This window comes from Streptomyces sp. NPDC006544 (assembly GCF_040611715.1).
GTDB lineage: Bacteria > Actinomycetota > Actinomycetes > Streptomycetales > Streptomycetaceae > Streptomyces.
The window spans coordinates 28,469-46,145 of sequence record NZ_JBEXOV010000061.1; the positions used below are offsets into that span (position 1 = coordinate 28,469).

Annotated in this window: 17 protein-coding genes; 6 read left to right on the forward strand and 11 right to left on the reverse strand. The window is 73.1% G+C overall.

Annotation, left to right across the window (positions count from 1 at the left end):
* Positions 1 to 207 precede the first annotated feature (207 nt).
* The 5 genes from pepN to ABZY44_RS25435 all read right to left on the reverse strand — a co-directional run bounded on the left by pepN (position 208) and on the right by ABZY44_RS25435 (position 7,009).
* Entirely contained in the window at positions 208 to 2,775 is a 2,568-nt protein-coding gene (gene pepN, locus ABZY44_RS25415; protein WP_356657585.1) for an aminopeptidase N, read from the reverse strand.
* Positions 2,776 to 2,897: 122 nt separating this feature from the next.
* Positions 2,898 to 3,209, reverse strand: coding sequence for a chorismate mutase (locus ABZY44_RS25420; protein WP_356657587.1), 312 nt, complete (start codon positions 3,207 to 3,209; stop codon positions 2,898 to 2,900).
* Between the two features lie 120 nt (positions 3,210 to 3,329).
* Complete coding sequence (locus ABZY44_RS25425; protein ID WP_356657589.1) at positions 3,330 to 4,571, reverse strand: histidine kinase; 1,242 nt, start codon at positions 4,569 to 4,571, stop codon at positions 3,330 to 3,332.
* 709 nt (positions 4,572 to 5,280) lie between these two features.
* Positions 5,281 to 5,937: a response regulator transcription factor gene (locus ABZY44_RS25430; RefSeq protein WP_356657591.1), complete on the reverse strand. Its 657-nt coding sequence runs from the start codon at positions 5,935 to 5,937 to the stop codon at positions 5,281 to 5,283.
* 277 nt (positions 5,938 to 6,214) lie between these two features.
* Positions 6,215 to 7,009, reverse strand: a complete 795-nt coding sequence (locus ABZY44_RS25435; RefSeq protein WP_356657593.1) for a serine protease — start codon at positions 7,007 to 7,009, stop codon at positions 6,215 to 6,217.
* 133 nt (positions 7,010 to 7,142) lie between these two features.
* Between ABZY44_RS25435 and ABZY44_RS25440 the strand changes: the two genes are divergently transcribed.
* A complete protein-coding gene (locus ABZY44_RS25440) occupies positions 7,143 to 8,081 on the forward strand; it encodes a hypothetical protein (protein ID WP_356657595.1) in 939 nt (312 codons plus the stop codon).
* A 398-nt stretch (positions 8,082 to 8,479) separates the two neighbouring features.
* On the opposite strand, the gene ABZY44_RS25445 is transcribed toward ABZY44_RS25440, so the two are convergent.
* The 6 genes from ABZY44_RS25445 to ABZY44_RS25470 form a co-directional block, all read right to left on the reverse strand.
* Entirely contained in the window at positions 8,480 to 8,740 is a 261-nt protein-coding gene (locus ABZY44_RS25445) for a DUF397 domain-containing protein (RefSeq protein WP_356657597.1), read from the reverse strand.
* Positions 8,700 to 9,551, reverse strand: a complete 852-nt coding sequence (locus ABZY44_RS25450; protein ID WP_356657599.1) for a helix-turn-helix transcriptional regulator — start codon at positions 9,549 to 9,551, stop codon at positions 8,700 to 8,702. Before ABZY44_RS25450 ends, ABZY44_RS25445 begins: the two co-directional genes overlap by 41 nt.
* Before the next feature lie 162 nt (positions 9,552 to 9,713).
* Entirely contained in the window at positions 9,714 to 10,373 is a 660-nt protein-coding gene (locus ABZY44_RS25455; protein ID WP_356657601.1) for a DUF4360 domain-containing protein, read from the reverse strand.
* A gap of 36 nt (positions 10,374 to 10,409) precedes the next feature.
* Positions 10,410 to 11,066: a DUF4360 domain-containing protein gene (locus ABZY44_RS25460; protein WP_356657603.1), complete on the reverse strand. Its 657-nt coding sequence runs from the start codon at positions 11,064 to 11,066 to the stop codon at positions 10,410 to 10,412.
* Between the two features lie 238 nt (positions 11,067 to 11,304).
* Complete coding sequence (locus ABZY44_RS25465; protein WP_356657605.1) at positions 11,305 to 12,225, reverse strand: SDR family oxidoreductase; 921 nt, start codon at positions 12,223 to 12,225, stop codon at positions 11,305 to 11,307.
* Position 12,226: 1 nt separating this feature from the next.
* Positions 12,227 to 12,991, reverse strand: a complete 765-nt coding sequence (locus ABZY44_RS25470) for an SDR family oxidoreductase (protein ID WP_356657609.1) — start codon at positions 12,989 to 12,991, stop codon at positions 12,227 to 12,229.
* Between the two features lie 56 nt (positions 12,992 to 13,047).
* On the opposite strand from ABZY44_RS25470, the gene ABZY44_RS25475 reads away from it, so the two are divergent.
* The 5 genes from ABZY44_RS25475 (at position 13,048) to ABZY44_RS25495 (ending at position 17,583) form a co-directional block, all read left to right on the forward strand.
* Positions 13,048 to 13,851: an enoyl-CoA hydratase family protein gene (locus ABZY44_RS25475; protein WP_356657611.1), complete on the forward strand. Its 804-nt coding sequence runs from the start codon at positions 13,048 to 13,050 to the stop codon at positions 13,849 to 13,851.
* A complete protein-coding gene (locus ABZY44_RS25480) occupies positions 13,848 to 14,699 on the forward strand; it encodes a CoA-transferase (RefSeq protein WP_356657613.1) in 852 nt (283 codons plus the stop codon). Before ABZY44_RS25475 ends, ABZY44_RS25480 begins: the two co-directional genes overlap by 4 nt.
* Before the next feature lie 86 nt (positions 14,700 to 14,785).
* The gene (locus tag ABZY44_RS25485; RefSeq protein ID WP_356657625.1) at positions 14,786 to 15,484 is read left to right on the forward strand and encodes a CoA-transferase; all 699 of its coding nucleotides are present in this window, start codon (positions 14,786 to 14,788) and stop codon (positions 15,482 to 15,484) included.
* A gap of 4 nt (positions 15,485 to 15,488) precedes the next feature.
* Positions 15,489 to 16,610 carry a nitronate monooxygenase gene (locus ABZY44_RS25490; protein WP_356657615.1) on the forward strand — a complete coding sequence of 374 codons (1,122 nt, stop codon included), beginning with the start codon at positions 15,489 to 15,491 and terminating at the stop codon, positions 16,608 to 16,610.
* Positions 16,611 to 16,641: 31 nt separating this feature from the next.
* The gene (locus tag ABZY44_RS25495) at positions 16,642 to 17,583 is read left to right on the forward strand and encodes a tyrosine-protein phosphatase (RefSeq protein ID WP_356657617.1); all 942 of its coding nucleotides are present in this window, start codon (positions 16,642 to 16,644) and stop codon (positions 17,581 to 17,583) included.
* Positions 17,584 to 17,677: the final 94 nt, after the last annotated feature.

Consider the following 17,677-nt stretch of genomic DNA (forward strand, 5'->3'; position numbering starts at 1 on the left):
GCGGCGGTCGGGCCGGCGGCCGGTACGCGGCGGGGGGACGCGGCGGGTAAGGGGCCGGGGGGCGCGGCGGGGTGACGCGGCGGGCAGAGGACGGGGTGACGCGGCCGGGTAAAGGGCAGGACCCCGCGCTCCCGGGTCGGGAGGGCGGGGTCCTGTGGGGGCTCGGGGGGTGCCGGGGGCCGGGGGCCGGGGGCCGGGGGCCGGGGGTCAGTGGTGGGTGCGCAGGGCGCGGGCCAGGTCGTCGAGGTGGTCGATGAGCTTGCGGCGCAGGAGGGGGGTGAGGGCGGGGTCGCTCAGACAGGCGTGGCCGGCTTGGAGGTTGGCTTCGGTGATCTCGTGGCCCGGCAGGACCCAGCGGCCCGCGGCGTCGGCGATGGCGGCGCCCCGGCGGGCGGCCAGGGTGACGGCTTCGGCGTAGACCCGCGGTACGTACTCGCGTACGAGGTCGGCTTGTTCGGGCTGCCAGAAGCCTTGGGCGGTGGCGGTGAAGAGGTAGTTGGAGAGGGTGTCGTCGTGGAAGAGGCTCTGCCATGCGGCGGCTTTCGCCTCGGCGGTGGGGAGTGCGGCGCGGCAGCGGGCGGCGCCTTCGCGGCCGGTGGCGCTGGGGTCGGCGGTGAGGGCTTCGGCGATGGCGTTCTCGTCGGTCGCGCCGAGTACGGACAGGCGGGTCAGGATGCGCCAGCGCAGTGCGGGGTCGAGTGCGGGGCCGCCGGGGACGGTGCCTTCGGCGAGCCACGCGGCCAGGGTGTCGGGTGCGGTGGCGCTGTCGATGAGGGCGCGGACGGCGACGAGGCGCAGGCCGGGTTCGGATCCGTCCTCGGTGCGCCGCAGCAGGGCGTGGGCGAGGGAGGTGAGGGTGGCGAGGGCTTCGCCGCGGTGTGCGGGGGCGAGGTGGCGGTCGGCGATCTGGTTGCGGGCGAAGCCGAGGACGTTCTGGGCGATGTCGAGGTCGGTCTCTTCGGGGAGGTGGGCTTCGGCGGCGGCCAGGTAGTCGGCGGCGTCCAGTTCGCCGTCGCGGACCATGTCGCGCAGGGAGTTCCAGACGACGGCGCGGGTGAGCGGGTCGGGGATGCGGGAGATGCCGCGCAGGGCGGCTTCCAGGGAGGTCCCGTCGGGGCGGACCTTGGCGTAGGTGAGGTCGCCGTCGTTGAGGACGAGGAGGTCGGGGCGGGGGCCGCCGACGGAGAGGATCTCGTCGGAGGGAACGTCGAGGGCGAGGATCTCGCGGAGTTCGAGGGCGCCGTCGGGGGCGCGGTCGTAGAGGCCGGCCGCGATGTGGTGGGGGCGGCTTCCGGTGCGGTCGACGGTGAGGGTCCAGCCTCGGGGGCTGTCCTCGATGCGCGGGGCGAGGGTGTCGACGCCGGTGGTGCGCAGCCAGATCTCGGCCCAGGCGTGGACGTCGCGGTCGGTGTGGGCGGCGAGGGAGTCGACGAAGTCGGCGAGGGAGGCGTTGGCGAACTTGTGGCGGGCGAAGTGGGTGTTGATGCCGGCGAGGAAGTCCTTCTCGCCGAGCCAGGCGACGAGTTGGCGGAGCGCGGAGGCGCCCTTGGCGTAGGAGATTCCGTCGAAGTTGAGGAGGGCCGAGGCGGTGTCGGGGACGGCGGTGGCGTCCGGGGCCACGGCGTGGGTGGAGGGCCGCTGGTCGGCGTCGTAGCCCCAGGGTTTGCGTTCCATGCCGAAGCCGGTCCAGGCCTCGGTGAAGCGGGTGGCTTCGATGAGGGTCTGGTAGCCCATGTACTCGGCGAAGGACTCGTTGAGCCAGATGTCGTCCCACCAGCTGAGGGTGACGAGGTCGCCGAACCACATGTGGGCCATCTCGTGCGCGATGGTCAGGGCGCGTCGCTGGCGTTCGGCGTCGGTGACGGCCGAGCGGAAGACGTACTCCTCGCGGAAGGTGACGAGGCCGGGGTTCTCCATGGCGCCCGCGTTGAACTCGGGGACGAAGGCCTGGTCGTAGGAGTCGAAGGGGTAGGGCTCGGTGAACTTCTCGTGGAAGCGGTCGTAGCAGGCGGTGGTGATGCCGAGGATCTCGGTCGCGTCGGCGTCGAGGTACGGGGCGAGGGAGCGGCGGCAGTGGATGCCGAAGGGGAGCCCGGCGTGTTCGGTGCGGATGCTGTGCCAGGGGCCGGCGGCGACGGCGGCGAGGTAGGTGGAGATGACGGGGGTGGGGGTGGATTTCCAGATGCCGGCCGCGGAGGGGTTGCCGGTGCGGGTGCCGGTGTCGCCGTTGTCGGCGACGGTGCCGTCGGCGGAGGCCGTGCCGTCGGCGGAGCGCTCGCCGATGCGGGTGGTGGTGCCGTTGGCGAGGACGGTCCAGTGCGCGGGGGCGGTGACGGTGAACTCGAAGACGGCCTTGAGGTCGGGCTGGTCGAAGGCCGGGAAGACCCGTTGGACGTCGTCCAGGAACATCTGGGTGTAGACGTACGTCTCCCCGTCCGCGGGGTCGGTGAAGCGGTGGAGGCCCTCGCCGGTGCGGGAGTAGCGCATCCGGGCGTCGACGTGGAGCTCGTGCGGGCCTTCGGTGAGGCCGGTGAGCGGGAGGCGGCCGTCGTCGAGGGCGGCGGGGTCCAGGGGGTGTCCGTCGAGTCGTACGGAGCGCAGTTCGTCCGGTTTCAGCTCGAGGAAGGTGTCTCCGGCGGTGCGGGCGGCGAACCGGATGACGGTGGTGGACTCGAAGGTCTCGTCGCCGGTGGTGAGGTCGAGGGTGACCTCGTAGTGCCGGACGTCGAGGAGCTGGGCTCGGAGCTGCGCTTCGTTGCGCGTCAGTGCGGACATGGGCCCATGCTGCCGGATGGCGGCGCCGGACCCCAGCGGCGGATCGGGCGGCGGATCCAGCGGCGGAATTCAGCGAGGGGATCCAGGGGGTCCAGCGGCGGATCTCAGCAACGCCCGGGGTTCTACTCCTCGCCCGCGGCGATCGTCTCGTGGTGGCGGATGACCTCGGCGATGATGAAGTTGAGGAGCTTCTCGGCGAAGGCGGGGTCGAGTTTGGCGTTCTCGGCGAGCTGGCGCAACCGGGTGATCTGGCGGGCCTCGCGGCCCGGGTCGGCCGGGGGCAGCTGGTGGCGTGCCTTGAGGTGGCCCACCTGCTGGGTGCACTTGAAGCGCTCGGCGAGCATGTGCACCACGGCCGCGTCGATGTTGTCGATGCTGTCCCTCAGGCGGGCCAGTTCGGCGGTGACGGCCTCGTCGATGTCGCTGGTGTTCATGGTTCCCGAGAATACGTGGCGTGCGCGGGTCGTTTCGAGGCCGGCCGGTCCGTGAGACGGGGCGGTGTCCGGATCCGGACCACTTCCCGAGATCCGAGGGCGAGATCCGAGAGGGACGGCCTACTGAAGGGGCAGGATCGCCGTGACGAGCCAGCCGCCCTCAGGGGCGGGGCCGGCGGTGAGGGAGCCGCCGAGGGCCTCGGCTCGTTCGGCCATGCCGACGAGGCCGTAGCCGCCGCCCCGGGCGTTCTCGGAGAGTCTGGCGGGGCGGCCGCCGTCATCGGCGATGCGGACCTCCAGGCCGGCCGGAAGGGTGCGCAGGCCGATCCGGACGGCGGTGGCGGTCGCGGCGTGCTTGCCGATGTTGGTGAGGGCCTCGAGGACGATGCGGTGGGCGGTCGCGGCGACGTCGGCGGGGAGGCGGGCCTCCAGGCCCTCCTCGACGTAGAGGACGACGGGCGGGCCGGTGGCGGTGAACCGTTCCGCCAGGCCGCGGATCTCCCGGAGGCCGGCGACGGGCGCGGTGCCGGCGACGGGCGTACCGGAGCCGGGGTCCGTGCCGGAGCCGGAGTCCGTCCCCGTCCCCGGCCCCGTCCCCGCGCCCGCACCCGCACCCGTGCCGCTGTCCTCGGCGCCTTCGCGGAGGATCTTGACGAGGCGCCGCATGGAGCCGAGGGCCTCGTCTCCGGCGGTCTCGATGCGGCCGAAGATCTCCCCGGCGCGTTCGGCGGAGACCTTCGTGAAGCGGGCGGCCCGTGCCTCGACGACGATGCCGGTCACGTGGTGGGCGACCAGGTCGTGGAGCTCGCGCGCCAGTTCCAGGCGCTCCGCGCTGCGTACGGCGTGCAGTTCGCGCACGCGTTGGGCGGACTGCAGGCGCAGGAGCAGGGAGTAGGCGGCGACGACGACGGCGAGCACGGAGAAGAGCAGCGTGAAGCGGCCGGGGTCGGTGTCGCGGACGGGCACGGCCATGCATCCGAGGCCGAGGAGCGGGCCGAGGACGGCGGCGGTGCGGGTGGGGGCGCGGACCAGGATCTGGCTGAGGAGAACGAGCAGGCCGATGGCCTCGCCGCCGCCCCAGACGACGAGGGGGTGGTTGCCGAACATCAGGAGGAGCGTGACGGTCCAGGTGACGGCGCCGGCGAACCAGGCGCGCGGGATGAGCGGGATGCCGGGCCAGGGCACGGCGCTGAGGCAGACGAGGACGCCGGACACCCAGACGGCGGCGTGCGGCACGCTGGGCTGGCGGGCGAGGACGACGCCTTCGAAGCTGACGAGGGCGAGGAGGGTGACGGAGAGGGTGATCCGGAGCCAGTCGGCGGCGTAGGGATGGCGCCGGGCCCAGGACCGCAGCGGGCTCACCGGTACGACCGATGCGTACGCCCGCCCCCGCGGGCGGCTCCGCCGGCCGGGCGGGGACTCCGGTCCGGCCGGGGGCTACCGGCCCGGCGGGGCCTGGTGGCCGCGCGGAGGGTACCGACCGGCTGGACGCTGCCGACCGGACCGAGGACACGGACCGGACAGGCGCCGCCGACCGGACGGGACGTGCCGGCCGAGCGGGGACTGCCGACCGGACGGGGAGTGTCGGCCCGGCGGTCGTGCGCGGCGGATCCGGCTGCGCCGGTGGGGGACGGTGGTGGCGCTGCGCGTCGGGTGCCCGGGGCGTTGCACCGGAGGCCGTGCCGCGAACACCATCGGGGCGCCAAGAGGCCCGGGGCATGGCTGCCGAGCCCGCGCCGCAGGCACCGCCGCCGGGGCCGGAAGAGACCCAGGCCCTCACCCCGGGAGCGACACCGCGAACACCGCCGAGGCGCCAAAGGGCTCGGGGCATCGCAGCCGGGGCCGTGCCGCGAGCGCCGCCGAGGCCGGAAGAGGCCCGGGGCATGGCAACCGAGCCCGCGCCGCCCGCACCCCCGGGCCCGGACGGGGACGGACCGCACGGCGTCGCCCCGCAAGCCTCGTCGCGAGCGCCGGTGGCGCGGGAGGGGGGCCGGAGGGCACGGGCGGGTGGGCCGTGCCCGGGTGCGCCCCGGGGGGCGGGCGCGGCGTGGGGCGGCGGGGGTCCGGGGGGTCACGACGGGGTGCCCGCCAGGCCGCTCTCCCAGGCCCAGGCGGCGATTTCGACGCGGTTGCGGGCGTCCAGTTTGGCCTGGACGTTGGCCAGGTGGGTCTTGACCGTGGAGAGGGACACGAAGAGCTCGCCCGCGATCTCGGCGTTGGTCAGGCCGCGCGCGAGGCAGCGTACGACGTCGCGTTCCCGGCTGGTCAGGGGTTCGGCGGGGCGGCGGGCGGCCACCGAGGCGGGGGTGCGGGGGGCCATTTCGCGCAGCAGTCGCACCGTGATGGCGGGTGAGACGAGCGAGTCCCCGACGGCTGCCGCCCGGACGGCTTCAACCAGCATGGCCGGGCTCGCGTCCTTGAGGAGGAAGCCGGAGGCTCCGCCATGGAGCGCCGCGTGGACGTACTCGTCGAGGTCGAAGGTGGTGACGATGACGATGTGCGGCTTGTCCTGGCCGGAGAGGCGCCGGGTGACTTCGAGGCCGTCGAGTCTCGGCATGCGGATGTCGAGGAGCAGGACGTCGGGGCGGTGCGCGGCGACGGCGGCGAGGGCGGCTTCGCCGTCGACCACGTCGGCGACCACCTCGATGTCCGGCTGGCTCTCGAGGATCATCCTGAAGCCGGCCCTGACCATGTCCTGGTCGTCCGCGATGACCACTCTGATCGCCATGCGCCGCCTGCCCCACTGTCGCCCGCTGCTCGTGCCGTCCCGTCCGGAGGGTTCTCCCCATGGGACCCGCGTGCGCGGGGGCCCGCAACCGCGCGGCGGACCGTCGGGGGCGTGTCGCGGGGCCGGAACGGCGTCGTTCGGGCCTCGCGGTGCTCCTGCCGGCCCTCCGTACGTGCGGGCTGTCGCACCTCGCCCTTCCGGCCCGTTGCGGCCGGGCCGGAAGGACGGGGGGACGGCCCCGGAGGGGGGAAGGGGCCGTAGCGGTGGGAGCGGGGTCTCAGAGGGTCGCGGCCGCGTTCTTGATGGCCGTGGCGAAGGTGGAGACCTCGGTGTAGACGCCGGGGTAGTCGGGCCGGGCGCAGCCTTCGCCCCAGCTGACGATGCCGACCTGGATCCAGGCGTTCGCGCTGTCGCGGCGGAACATGGGGCCGCCGGAGTCGCCCTGGCAGGTGTCGACGCCGCCCTGGGCGAAGCCCGCGCAGATCTCTTCGGCGGGCACCAGGGAGCCGCCGTAGGAGGCCTGGCAGGAGGCGTCCGAGACGAAGGGGACGGTGGCCTTCATGAGGTAGCGCTGCTGGCCGCCGCCTTCGCGGGTGGCGCCCCAGCCGGCGACGGTGAAGGTGCCGTTGTCGTAGGCCTTGGTGTCGGCGATCTTGAGGGTGGGCAGGTTGATGGGCTTGGCGAGCTTGATCAGGGCCCAGTCCTTGCCGGTGCCGTTGTAGCCGGGGGCCTGCAGCACCTTGGTGGACTTGACCTTGACGGCACTGGAGCTGTTGAGGTCGACGACTCCGGCGGTGGCGGTGATGGAGGTGTTGTTGCCGGAGCCGCTCACGCAGTGGGCCGCGGTGAGGACGATCTGCTGCGAGTAGAGGGCGCCGCCGCAGCCCATGGAGAGGCGCACCATGAAGGGGAACTCGCCTTGGGCGGCGCGGGTTCCGCCGACGACGGGAGCGGTGGAGGCGGTGGCGGAACCGGGCTGGAGGCTGACGGCCGCGAGGGCGACGGCTCCGGCGGCGAGGGTGCGCTTGAGGTAACGGACCGAGGTGCGGGAAAGGTTCGACACGGTCGACACGCTGCCTTTCGTGGGGGGTTGGGCCGTGCGCGTCATCGGGTACATGACGAGGAAATGACGGGTCCATGACACATCGCACATACGGTCGGCATCAAGAACGTGTTTTCGGACAACGTGCGGTGAGGGAGGCCTGATGGTGGAGAAGAGCAGGCACAGCAGCCCGATCCAGCACGGATTTCCCCATCTGGAGATGGTCCGCCAGTCCGTCACCGCGCTGTTCCGGCGCCTCTCGGCCGACGGAGTCCGCTCCTACGACACGTCCTTCGCCCCCGCCGACGCGGCCTTCCGCCCGTCCGACGACCTCTACCTCGGCGCGCACCGGGTGGCCTCCTCGATGGTCCGGGCGCTGCGGCTGCCCGACGCGCGCATCGTGGTGGGCTTCCGCGCGATGGAGGAGGCGGCCACCGTCGAACTGACGGCTGGGCCGGAGTACTTCGTCGAGGTCAACGACCGCTTCCGCGTCCATCGCCGCGATTTGGCGGCCGCCCTCGCCCACGAGGTGACGCACGTGCTGCTGCACCGCCTGGACCTGCGCTTCCCCACCACCGAGGCCAACGAGATCCTCACGGACACCGCCGCGGCCTACCTCGGCGCCGGCTGGCTCCTGCTGGACGCCTACCGCGAGGACGAACTCACCCACCAGAAGCTCGGCTACCTCACCCCGGAGGAGTTCGGCTACGTCCTCGCCAAGCGCGGACGACTGCTGGGCGAGGACCTCTCCGCCTGGTTCACCAGTCCGCAGGCCTACGAGGCGTACGTGCGCGGTCGCGCCCTGGCCGATCAGGATCTGCGCCGGGCCCCCCTCGCCGCCGCGGACCGCCCGGCACGGCGCCGTTACCTCCGGGACCGCAGGGCGGGCGGGGCGGCTCCGGGGCAGGGGGCGGCGTACCGCTTCGAGGAGCACGGGCGGGGCGGCGGCAGCGCCGGAAGCACGGAGTGCGGCGGGGGCGGCGGGCTCCGCGTGAGCTTCCCCTGCCCGGTGTGCGAGCAGCGGCTGCGGCTGCCCGCGTACGGCGGAGCGGTCAGGGCCCGCTGCGGGCTGTGCCACACGGTGCTGGAGTGCGACACCTGACGACAGGCGGCGGACAGGACCTCCGGAGGCGGTGCAGGGTGCCCCACCCCTCAGTCGCCGCCACAGCCGCTGCCACAGCCACCTCCCCCGCCTCAGCCTCCGTCACCGCTCATGCCGGCGGTGTGCCCGGCCCCGCACGGCCGGAACACACCCGTCCGGTGGCGGGACCCGGAATCCGCCGCCTTCCGGCAGACGGGGGACAACCTGATGGGGTTGCTGCGGTTCAACGAGTGGAAGCAGTGGGTAGTGGTATCTCATTGCATCAACAAAGAACCGGGCCCGACCCCTCGCCAGGGGGCCGGGCCCGGTTCTTTTGTCGGCTCACGGCGCGTGGCCGCCGCGGATGCGGTCGCGGAGCGGCGGCGCCCGGCAGGTGCCGGCCCGCCGGGGCCCACCGTCTAAAGGGCTTCGACGAAGGCGGCGAATGCGGTGCGGCCGACGGTGAAGGCGGGGCCGCCGGGGTTCTTGGAGTCCCGCACGGCGACGGCGCAGGGCTGGTCGGCGACCTCGACGCAGTCGCCGCCGGTGTTGCCGCTGCGGCTGGACTTGACCCAGGTGGCGTCACCGAGGGGGGCGCACTCGACGCATTCGCCGCCGCTGCTGCCGCTGTAGCTGGACTTACGCCACAGCGCGCCCGTCAGGTTCTGGATGGTTCCCATAGCGTTCCTCCATCACGTGAGCGATCAGCGCCGCGGATTCCCCCGGCGACAGCGCCTCGGCCTGGAGGCGAGCGTATCCGACCGAACGCTCCCTGATCACTTGCGGATTGGCGGTCATATGGCCTGAGTCGTAGCTCTCGCTGTAATGCAGGTCCGGGTCGCCATCGAACCGCAGAACGGTGAACGAACCCATCATTCCCGCGTGCTGGCCGACCGCGAACGGCAACACCTGCACATTGACCCAGAACCGGTCGCGGAGTTCCAAGAGGTGGGCAAGCTGATTCCGCATGACCTCGCGGCCGCCGATCTCACGGTGGAGGACCGCCTCGTCCAGCACCACCCAGAGGACGGGCGGGGTGTCACGAGCGAGTATCCGCTGTCGGTCCATCCGTGCCGCCACCACCGCGTCCAGCGTGTCCGGATCCTCCTCTACGCCGAGCACCGCCCTCGCGTAGTCCGGGGTCTGCAACAGCCCGTACACCAGCTGACACTGGTACGTGGAGAGGAACGTCGCCCTTGCCTCCATCTCCGCGTACGCCTGGAACCACGTCGGCAGCTGACTGCGCAGGACCAGCCCCACCAGACGGCCGAACACCCCGCCCGTCCCGAGGGCCGCGTCGATCCGTTCGGAGAACTCCCTGGTGGGGACCTTCCTCGCGGTCTCGATCTGCCCGATCAGGGACGCGGCGCAGTAGACGATGTCGCCCAGCTGCCCCTGTTTCAGCTGGGCGTCCTCCCGCAGGCGGCGCAGTTCCGAGCCGTAGTAGTCCAGCGGCGAGGCGCCGGGATCGAGGTCGCGGATGTTGACCATGAGGCGGTACCCCCAAGTGCGCGCGGCGCGGCGTTCGTTCAGGTCCGTCGCTGAGCGTAGCCACTCGGCCCCGCTCCGGCTCGGGGAATGGCCGATCCGTCACCCCACGGGGAAGGGGGCGGGGCCCGTCGCACGTCGGTCCCGCCCCCTCCGTGTCCGCCGCTAGGCCTTACGCGCCGGGCAGGTCTGCCAGGCGAGGTGGTAGAGGGTGTTCACGCTCGCGTCCGTGGAGTCCATGGCCATGAAGTTGAGGGCCTGCGGGCCGGAGGTGCCGGCGTTCACCCGCAGCTCGGTGTTGATGTTGAAGTTGCGCTTCTCGCCGCAGGGGGCCCAGACGAGGTCGGCGTACTCGGTCGTGTCCGTGGACTGCCAGTTGTCGTCGACGGGGCCGTTGAACTGGTGGGTGCGCTGGGCCGTCTGCGACATCCCCTGGAAGTAGTAGTTCGCGCGCTCCTGTCCCCAGGCGCCGCGCTGGAGGCTCGCGAAGCCCCGGTAGTCCGCCTGGACGATCGCGTAGGTGAAGCCGGAGGGTACGTGGACGCGCAGGTTGAGCTGGCAGTTCTTGCGGAAGGCGGTGGGCGGGGCGCCGGCGCCGACCTGGGCGAGGTACTCGCTGTAGGTGACCGTGAAGGCCGTGTTGTCGGGGGAGACGGCGACCGCGGCGGTGCCCTCGCGGCAGCCGGAGCCGTTGACCGTGGCGAGCTCGATCACGATCTTGTCGGGCGGGACGGTGATGGTGGCCGCCTGGGCGGGGGCCCCGGTGGCCATCAGGGCGGCGGCCGCGCCGCCGACGAACAGGGTGCGGGTCAGGGAATGCGACATCGTTGTCACTCCTTCTGCGTACGCGCTGTCGGCGGGTCAGGCGGTGGCCGGACACTCCTTCCACTCGAAGTGGTAGACGGTGCTGACGCTGCCGTCCGTCGAGTCCATGCTCATGAAGCTGAGCGCCTGCGGGCTCGACGAGCCCGGGTAGACGCGCAGTTCGGTGTTGACGTTGAGGTTGCGCACCTCTCCGCAGGGGGCCCAGACGAGGTCCGCGTAGCCGGTCTGGTCGCTCGCCTGCCAGTTGTCCGCGTAGGCGCCGTTGAACTGGTGGACCGTACGCGCGGTCGGCGCGGCGCCCTGGAAGTAGTAGCCGGCCCGCTGCTGACCGAAGGCGCCGCGCTGGAGGCTGGCGAAGCCGCGGTAGTCGGCGCGGGCGATGGCGTACGTGAATCCCTGGGGCACGTGGACGCGCAGGGCGAGTTGGCAGTTCTTGCGGAACTCGGTGCCGGCGGAGCCCGCGCCCGTCTGGGCGAGGTAGTCGCTGTAGGTCACGGTGAAGGCGGTGTTGTCGGGGGCCGCCGCCACCTGCGTGGTCCCGGCGGGGCAGCCGGAGCCGTTGGCCCCGGCCACCTCCACGGTGATCCGGCCGGGCGGGGCGAAGGGGGTGTCGGCCTGGGCGGTGGCGGTGGGGGCGGCCAGGGCCGCCAGGGTGAGGGAGGCGGCCCCGAGGGCCAGTCTGCGCAGGGGCATGATGGATCGCTCCGTCCGTAGCGGGCATGCCGGATTCGGCGTGGACATGCCACCACGGCCCAACGGGCCGGGTAAGGACGCGATACGGACAACGCCCCCGCCCCCGTGCCTCCTGGCCGGAACCCGCGAGTCCGCACCGGTGGCCGACCCTCCCCCAGCAGCCCGCCCGCGCCACCCCGGCCCGCCGGCCGGCCCCCACGGGCCCCGAGGATGTCCGGAACCCCGGGCGGGTCCGGTCCTACCGCGCCCCGTACACCGGCCGGGGCGGCTCCGCCGCCGACAGCAGCTTCGCCGTGGCCTCCCCCGCCTCGGCGGGGGTCCACCGCGCACCCCGGTCCGCCGTGGGTCCCGGCCGCCAGCCCTCCATCACCGTGATCCGGCCGCCTTCCGCTTCGAAGACCCGGCCCGTGACCCCGGCCGATGCGTCGGAGCCGAGCCACACCACCAGCGGGGACACGTTCTCGGGGGCCATCGCGTCGAAGGCGCCGGCCTCCGGGGGGGCCATGGTGTCCGCGAAGGCCTGTTCCGTCATCCGGGTCCGCGCGGCCGGCGCGATCGCGTTGACCTGGACCCCGTAGCGGCCCATCTCCGCCGCCGAGACCAGGGTCAGCCCGAGGATGCCCGCCTTGGCCGCGCTGTAGTTGCCCTGGCCGACCGACCCCAGCAGTCCGGCCCCCGATGAGGTGTTGACCACCCGCGCGGCCACCTGTCGGCCTTCCTTCGCCTCCGCCCGCCAGTACGCCGCCGCGTGTTTCAGCGGCAGGAAGTGCCCCTTCAGATGGACCCGCATCACCGCGTCCCAGTCGTCCTCGTCCAGGTTCACGAGCATCCGGTCGCGCAGGAACCCCGCGTTGTTGACCAGGGTGTCCAGCCGCCCGAAGGTGGAGACGGCCGTCTCGACCAGGGACGCCGCGCCCCGCGTCGTCGCGATGTCCCCGCCGTGCGCGACCGCCTCGCCGCCCAGCTCCCGGATCTCGGCGGCCACGAGCGCCGCCGGGCTCTCCGGTCCGGGCAGGCCGTCGAGGCCCACCCCGAGGTCGTTCACCACCACACGCGCGCCCTCCGCGGCGAAGGCCAGCGCGTGGGCCCGGCCCAGCCCCCGTCCGGCGCCCGTCACGATGACCACACGGCCTTCGGCCAGACCGCTCGCACGTTCCATGTCAGTTCTCCTTGTTCGCCGTTGCCGCATCCAGAAACGCCGGGCGTTCGCCGCCGCCGTGGACGAGGAGGCTCGCCCCGCTCACGTACGCCGCCCGGTCGGAGGCCAGGAAGACCGCCGCGTCGCCCACGTCCGAGGGTTCGGCCAGGCGTCCCAGCGGGACGGTCGCGCCGACCGCCGCGACGCCCGCCGCGTCGCCGTAGTGCAGGTGCGAGAGCTCGGTGCGCACCATGCCCAGGACCAGCGAGTTGACCCGTACGTCGGGGGCCCACTCGACGGCCATGGACCGGGCCAGGTTCTCCAGGCCCGCCTTCGCGGCCCCGTAGGCGGCGGTCCCCGGTGAGGGGCGGGTGCCGCTGACGCTGCCGATCATCACCACCGAGCCGTGCGCCTCCCGCAGCCACGGGTACGCGGCCAGCGAGGCGGTCATCGGGGCGGTGAGGTTCAGCTCCAGCACCCTCGCGTGGCGCTGCGCCTCGCCCTCGCCGAGCAGCCGGTACGGGGTGCCGCCGGCGTTGTTGACCAGGCAGTCGAGGTGTCCGTGGCGCCCGGCGAGCGTCGCGAAGAAGTCCTGGACGGCGGCGGGGTCGCGCAGGTCGAGGGCGACGTAGGACGCCGCGCGGCCCTCCACCGCCACCGGACGCTCCGGCGGGCGGCGCGCGCAGACGACGACGTGCGCCCCCGCCGCGAGGAACGACCGCGCGATCCCGGCGCCGACGCCCCGGGTTCCGCCGGTGACGACGACGACCCTCCCGTTGAGCTCCATCGGCTGCTACCTTCCTCACCTAACAAATGTTTGGTGGAAAGGTAGCTGATCCGCTCATGGGTGTCTCCACCTCAAGCCCCGGCAAGGGCATCGCACGCGTCACAGTCGACTTCCCGCCCGTCAACGCACTGCCCGTGCAGGGCTGGTACGACCTCGCCGACGCCCTGCGCGCGGCCGGCCGGGATCCCGAGGTCCGGTGCGTCGTCCTCGCCGCCGAGGGCCGCGGCTTCAATGCCGGCGTCGACATCAAGGAGATGCAGCGCGACACCGGTCACGCCTCGCTCATCGGCGCCAACCGGGGCTGCTACGAGGCCTTCGCCGCCGTGTACGAGTGCGAGGTGCCGGTCGTGGCGGCCGTGAACGGCTTCTGCCTGGGCGGCGGGATCGGACTGGTCGGCAACGCGGACGCCGTCGTCGCCTCCGAGGACGCGACCTTCGGGCTGCCGGAGCTGGACCGGGGCGCCCTCGGGGCCGCCACCCACCTGGCCCGGCTCGTCCCCCAGCACCTGATGCGCACCCTCTACTACACCTCGCGCACGGCGACCGCGGCCGAGCTGCACGCGCACGGCTCGGTGTGGAAGGTGGTCCCGCGCGCGGAGCTGCGGGCGGCCTCCCTGGAGCTGGCCGCGGAGATCGCGGAGAAGGACGGCTACCTGATCCGGCTGGCCAAGGCGGCCATCAACGGCATCGACCCGGTGGACGTGCGGCGCAGCTACCGCTTCGAGCAGGGCTTCACCTTCGAGGCCAACCTCAGCGGCGTCGCCGACCGGGTCCGCGACACCTTCGGCACGGGCGCGAAGACGGGCGCGAAGACGGGCACGACGACGGACGCGACGACGGACGCAAAGGCGGAGGCATGACCGACAAGACCATGAGCCCCGACGAGGTGGTCGGGCGGCTGCACGACGGGATGACCATCGGCATCGGCGGCTGGGGCTCCCGGCGCAAGCCCATGGCCCTGGTCCGGGCCCTGCTGCGGTCCGGGATCACCGGTCTCACCGTGATCTCCTACGGCGGCCCCGACGTCGGCCTGCTCGCCGCCGCCGGCCGGATCCGCAAGCTCGTCACCCCCTTCGTCACCCTCGACTCCATCCCTCTGGAACCCCACTACCGGGCCGCCCGCGAGAGCGGCTCCCTCGCCCTCACCGAGCTCGACGAGGCCATGTTCATGTGGGGGCTGCACGCCGCCGCCAACCGGCTGCCCTTCCTCCCGGTCCGCGCCGGCCTGGGCTCCGACGTCATGCGCGTCAACCCCGAGCTGCGCACCGTCACCTCGCCGTACGCCGACGGCGAGGAGTTCGTCGCCGTACCCGCGCTGCGGATGGACGCCGCCCTGGTCCACCTGAACCGCGCCGACCGGCTCGGCAACGCCCAGTACCTGGGACCGGACCCGTACTTCGACGACCTCTTCTGCGAAGCCGCCGACGCCGCCTACGTCTCCTGCGAGCAGATCGTCGAGACCGCCGAGTTCTCCAAGGCCGGGCCCCCGCAGTCCCTCCTCGTCAGCCGCCACTCGGTGACCGGGGTCGTCGAGACCCCGAACGGCGCGCACTTCACCTCGTGCGCCCCCGACTACGACCGCGACGAGGCGTTCCAGAAGCTGTACGCGACCACCCCCTGGCCCGAGTTCGCCGGGCGCTTCCTCTCCGGCGCCACCGAGCACGCCTACCAGTCCGCCGTCCAGGCCTGGCACGAGGAGCAGAAGTGAGCACCACGCCGACGAACGCCGCCGCCCCGGGACCGGGCGCGGCCGCAACGCCCCCGGCGGCCGCCGCCACGCGCGCCGAGTACTGCGTGATCGCCTGCGCGGAGGCCTGGCGCGACAGCGGCGAGGTCCTGGCCAGCCCGATGGGCCTGGTGCCCTCCTTCGGGGCCCGCCTGGCGAAGCGGACCTTCTCCCCCGACCTCCTGCTCACCGACGGCGAAGCCATGCTGGTGGGCCTCGACGGCACGGCCGAGGGCTGGCTCCCGTACCGCCGCCACCTCGCCATGGTCACGGGCGGCCGCCGTCACGTGATGATGGGCGCCAGCCAGATCGACCGCTTCGGCAACCAGAACATCTCGTGCATCGGTGACTGGGAGCGCCCGGCGCGCCAGCTCCTCGGGGTGCGCGGCGCTCCCGTCAACACCCTCAACAACCCGGTGAGCTACTGGATCCCCAAGCATTCCACCCGGGTCTTCGTCGAGCGCGTCGACATGGTGAGCGGGGTGGGCCACGACCGCGCCGAGGCGGCCGGGGTGACCCGCTACCACCGGCTCCCCCGCGTGGTCAGCGATCTCGGCGTCTTCGACTTCGACGGCCCCGGCCACCGCATGCGGCTGGCGTCCGTACACCCGGGCGTCACCGTGGAGCGGGTCCGTGCGGCCACCGGCTTCGAGCTGGCCCTCCCGGACGAGGTCCCGTACACGCGGGAGCCGACCGCCGAGGAGCTGCGGCTGATCCGCGAGGTCATCGACCCCGAGGGCCTGCGCGACCGCGAAGTGCGGGGCTGATCCGGTGGAGACGGCCTTCACCAAGCTGGTCGGGGTCGAGCACCCGATCGTGCAGACGGGCATGGGCTGGGTGGCGGGCCCGCGTCTGGTGTCGGGGGCGGCCCGTGCGGGCGCGCTCGGCATCCTGGCCTCGGCGACGATGACGATGGACCAGCTGCGGGCCGCGGTCCACGAGGTCAAGTCCCGTACGGACGCCCCGTTCGGGGTCAATCTGCGGGCGGACGCCGGGGACGCGGCCGAGCGCGCCCAGCTGATCATCGACGAGGGCGTGCGGGTGGCCTCGTTCGCGCTCGCGCCGTCCAAGGAGCTGATCGCCCGGCTCAAGGACGCGGGCGTGGTGGTGATCCCCTCGATCGGGGCCCGCCGGCACGCCGAGAAGGTCGCGGCCTGGGGCGCGGACGCGGTGATCGTGCAGGGCGGGGAGGGCGGCGGGCACACCGGCGACGTGGCCACGACCGTGCTGCTGCCGCAGGTCGTGGACGCCGTGGACATCCCGGTGATCGCCGCGGGCGGCTTCGGCGACGGCCGCGGGCTGGTCGCCGCGCTGTCCTACGGGGCGGCCGGCATCGCCATGGGCACCCGGTTCCTGCTGACCTCCGACTCCACCGTCCCGGACGCGGTCAAGGCCGAGTACCTGAAGGCGGGCGTCAAGGACGTCACCGTCACGACGGCCGTCGACGGGCTCCCCCACCGGATGCTCCGCAGCGAGCTGGTCATGTCCCTGGAGCGGGCGGGCCGTACGAAGGCGCTGGCCAGGGCGGTGCGGCACGCGGCGGGCTTCAGGAAGATCTCGGGACTGTCCTGGTCCCAGATGGTCCGGGACGGCCTGGCGATGAAGCACGGCAAGGACCTGTCTTGGAGCCAGGTGCTGCTCGCCGCGAACACCCCCATGCTCCTCAAGGCGTCCATGGTCGAGGGCCGAACGGACCTCGGCGTCATGGCATCGGGCCAGGTCGCGGGTGTGATCGAGGACCTTCCGTCCTGCGCGGAGCTCGTCGCGCGCGTCATGGCCGAAGCCCAGGCGGTGCTGGAACGCCTGCACGGCCTCACTGCCCCCCACGACATTCCCCACGACGCCCCCCACGTCCCCCCGCATCAGCCCGCCACCCTGCCACCACCAGGGTGATCCCCCCTCTCCGTTACAGGAGTTGCCCCTCATGAGCCGTGCCGGAATCCGTCTGGCGACGGCGGTGTTCGCCTCCGCCCTCGCCCTCGCCCTCGGGACCCCGCCCGTCGCCGCGTACGCGTCGCCGGCGCACAGCGCCGCCGCCTCCACCGCCGCCCGTGCACACCAGGTGCCCGCGGAAACCATTCGCCAGATCCCCCTCCAGGGCGCGGTCAACGTCCGCGACCTCGGGGGCTACCGCACCTGGACCGGCGGCCGGGTCCGCCAGGGCCTGGTCTACCGCTCCGACGCGCTCGGCAAGCTGACCGCCGCCGACGCCGCTCCCCTCGCGGGTCTCGGCCTGACGAAGGTCGTCGACTTCCGCATCCCGATGGAGGTCCAGTACGACGGCGCCGACAAGCTGCCCGCCGGCCTGTCCTCCACCGCCCGCCCCGTCAGCGACCTCGGCCTGTACGGGACCCTGGTCGGCGCGATAGCCAGCGGCGACCCCGTGAAGCAGGAGCAGATGCTCGGCGGCGGCCGCGCCGAGGCGTACATGCGCGACATCTACCGCACGTTCGTGACGAGCCCCGAGAACCGGGCCCAGTTCGCGGCCACCGTGCGCGAGATCGCCGACGGCCGGCAGGGTCCGCTGCTGTTCCACTGCACGTCGGGCAAGGACCGGACGGGCTGGATGAGTTACGTCCTGCTGCGCGCCCTGGCCGTCCCCGAGGACACCGCCGCGCGCGACTACCTGGCCTCGAACACCTTCCGCGGCCCGTACGACGCGCAGGTGCGGGCGGGCCTCAAGCAGTCCGGCCGGATGCAGAACCCCGATCTGCTGATCCCGCTCCAGGAGGTACGCCCGGACTACCTGGCCGCGGCGACCGCGCAGTTGGAGGCCGACTTCGGCGGCTTCTACGGCTATCTCACCGAGGGCTTCGGCCTGGACGTGAAGACCCTGGCGAAGCTCCAGGCCAAGATGGTCCGCTAAGGGCTGTCCCGCAATCCCCGGCGGGCGCACGACGCCAGCTACGGCACCTCGCCGCGTTGTCGGAACGCCCGAATACGCCCAGTATGGGGGCGCT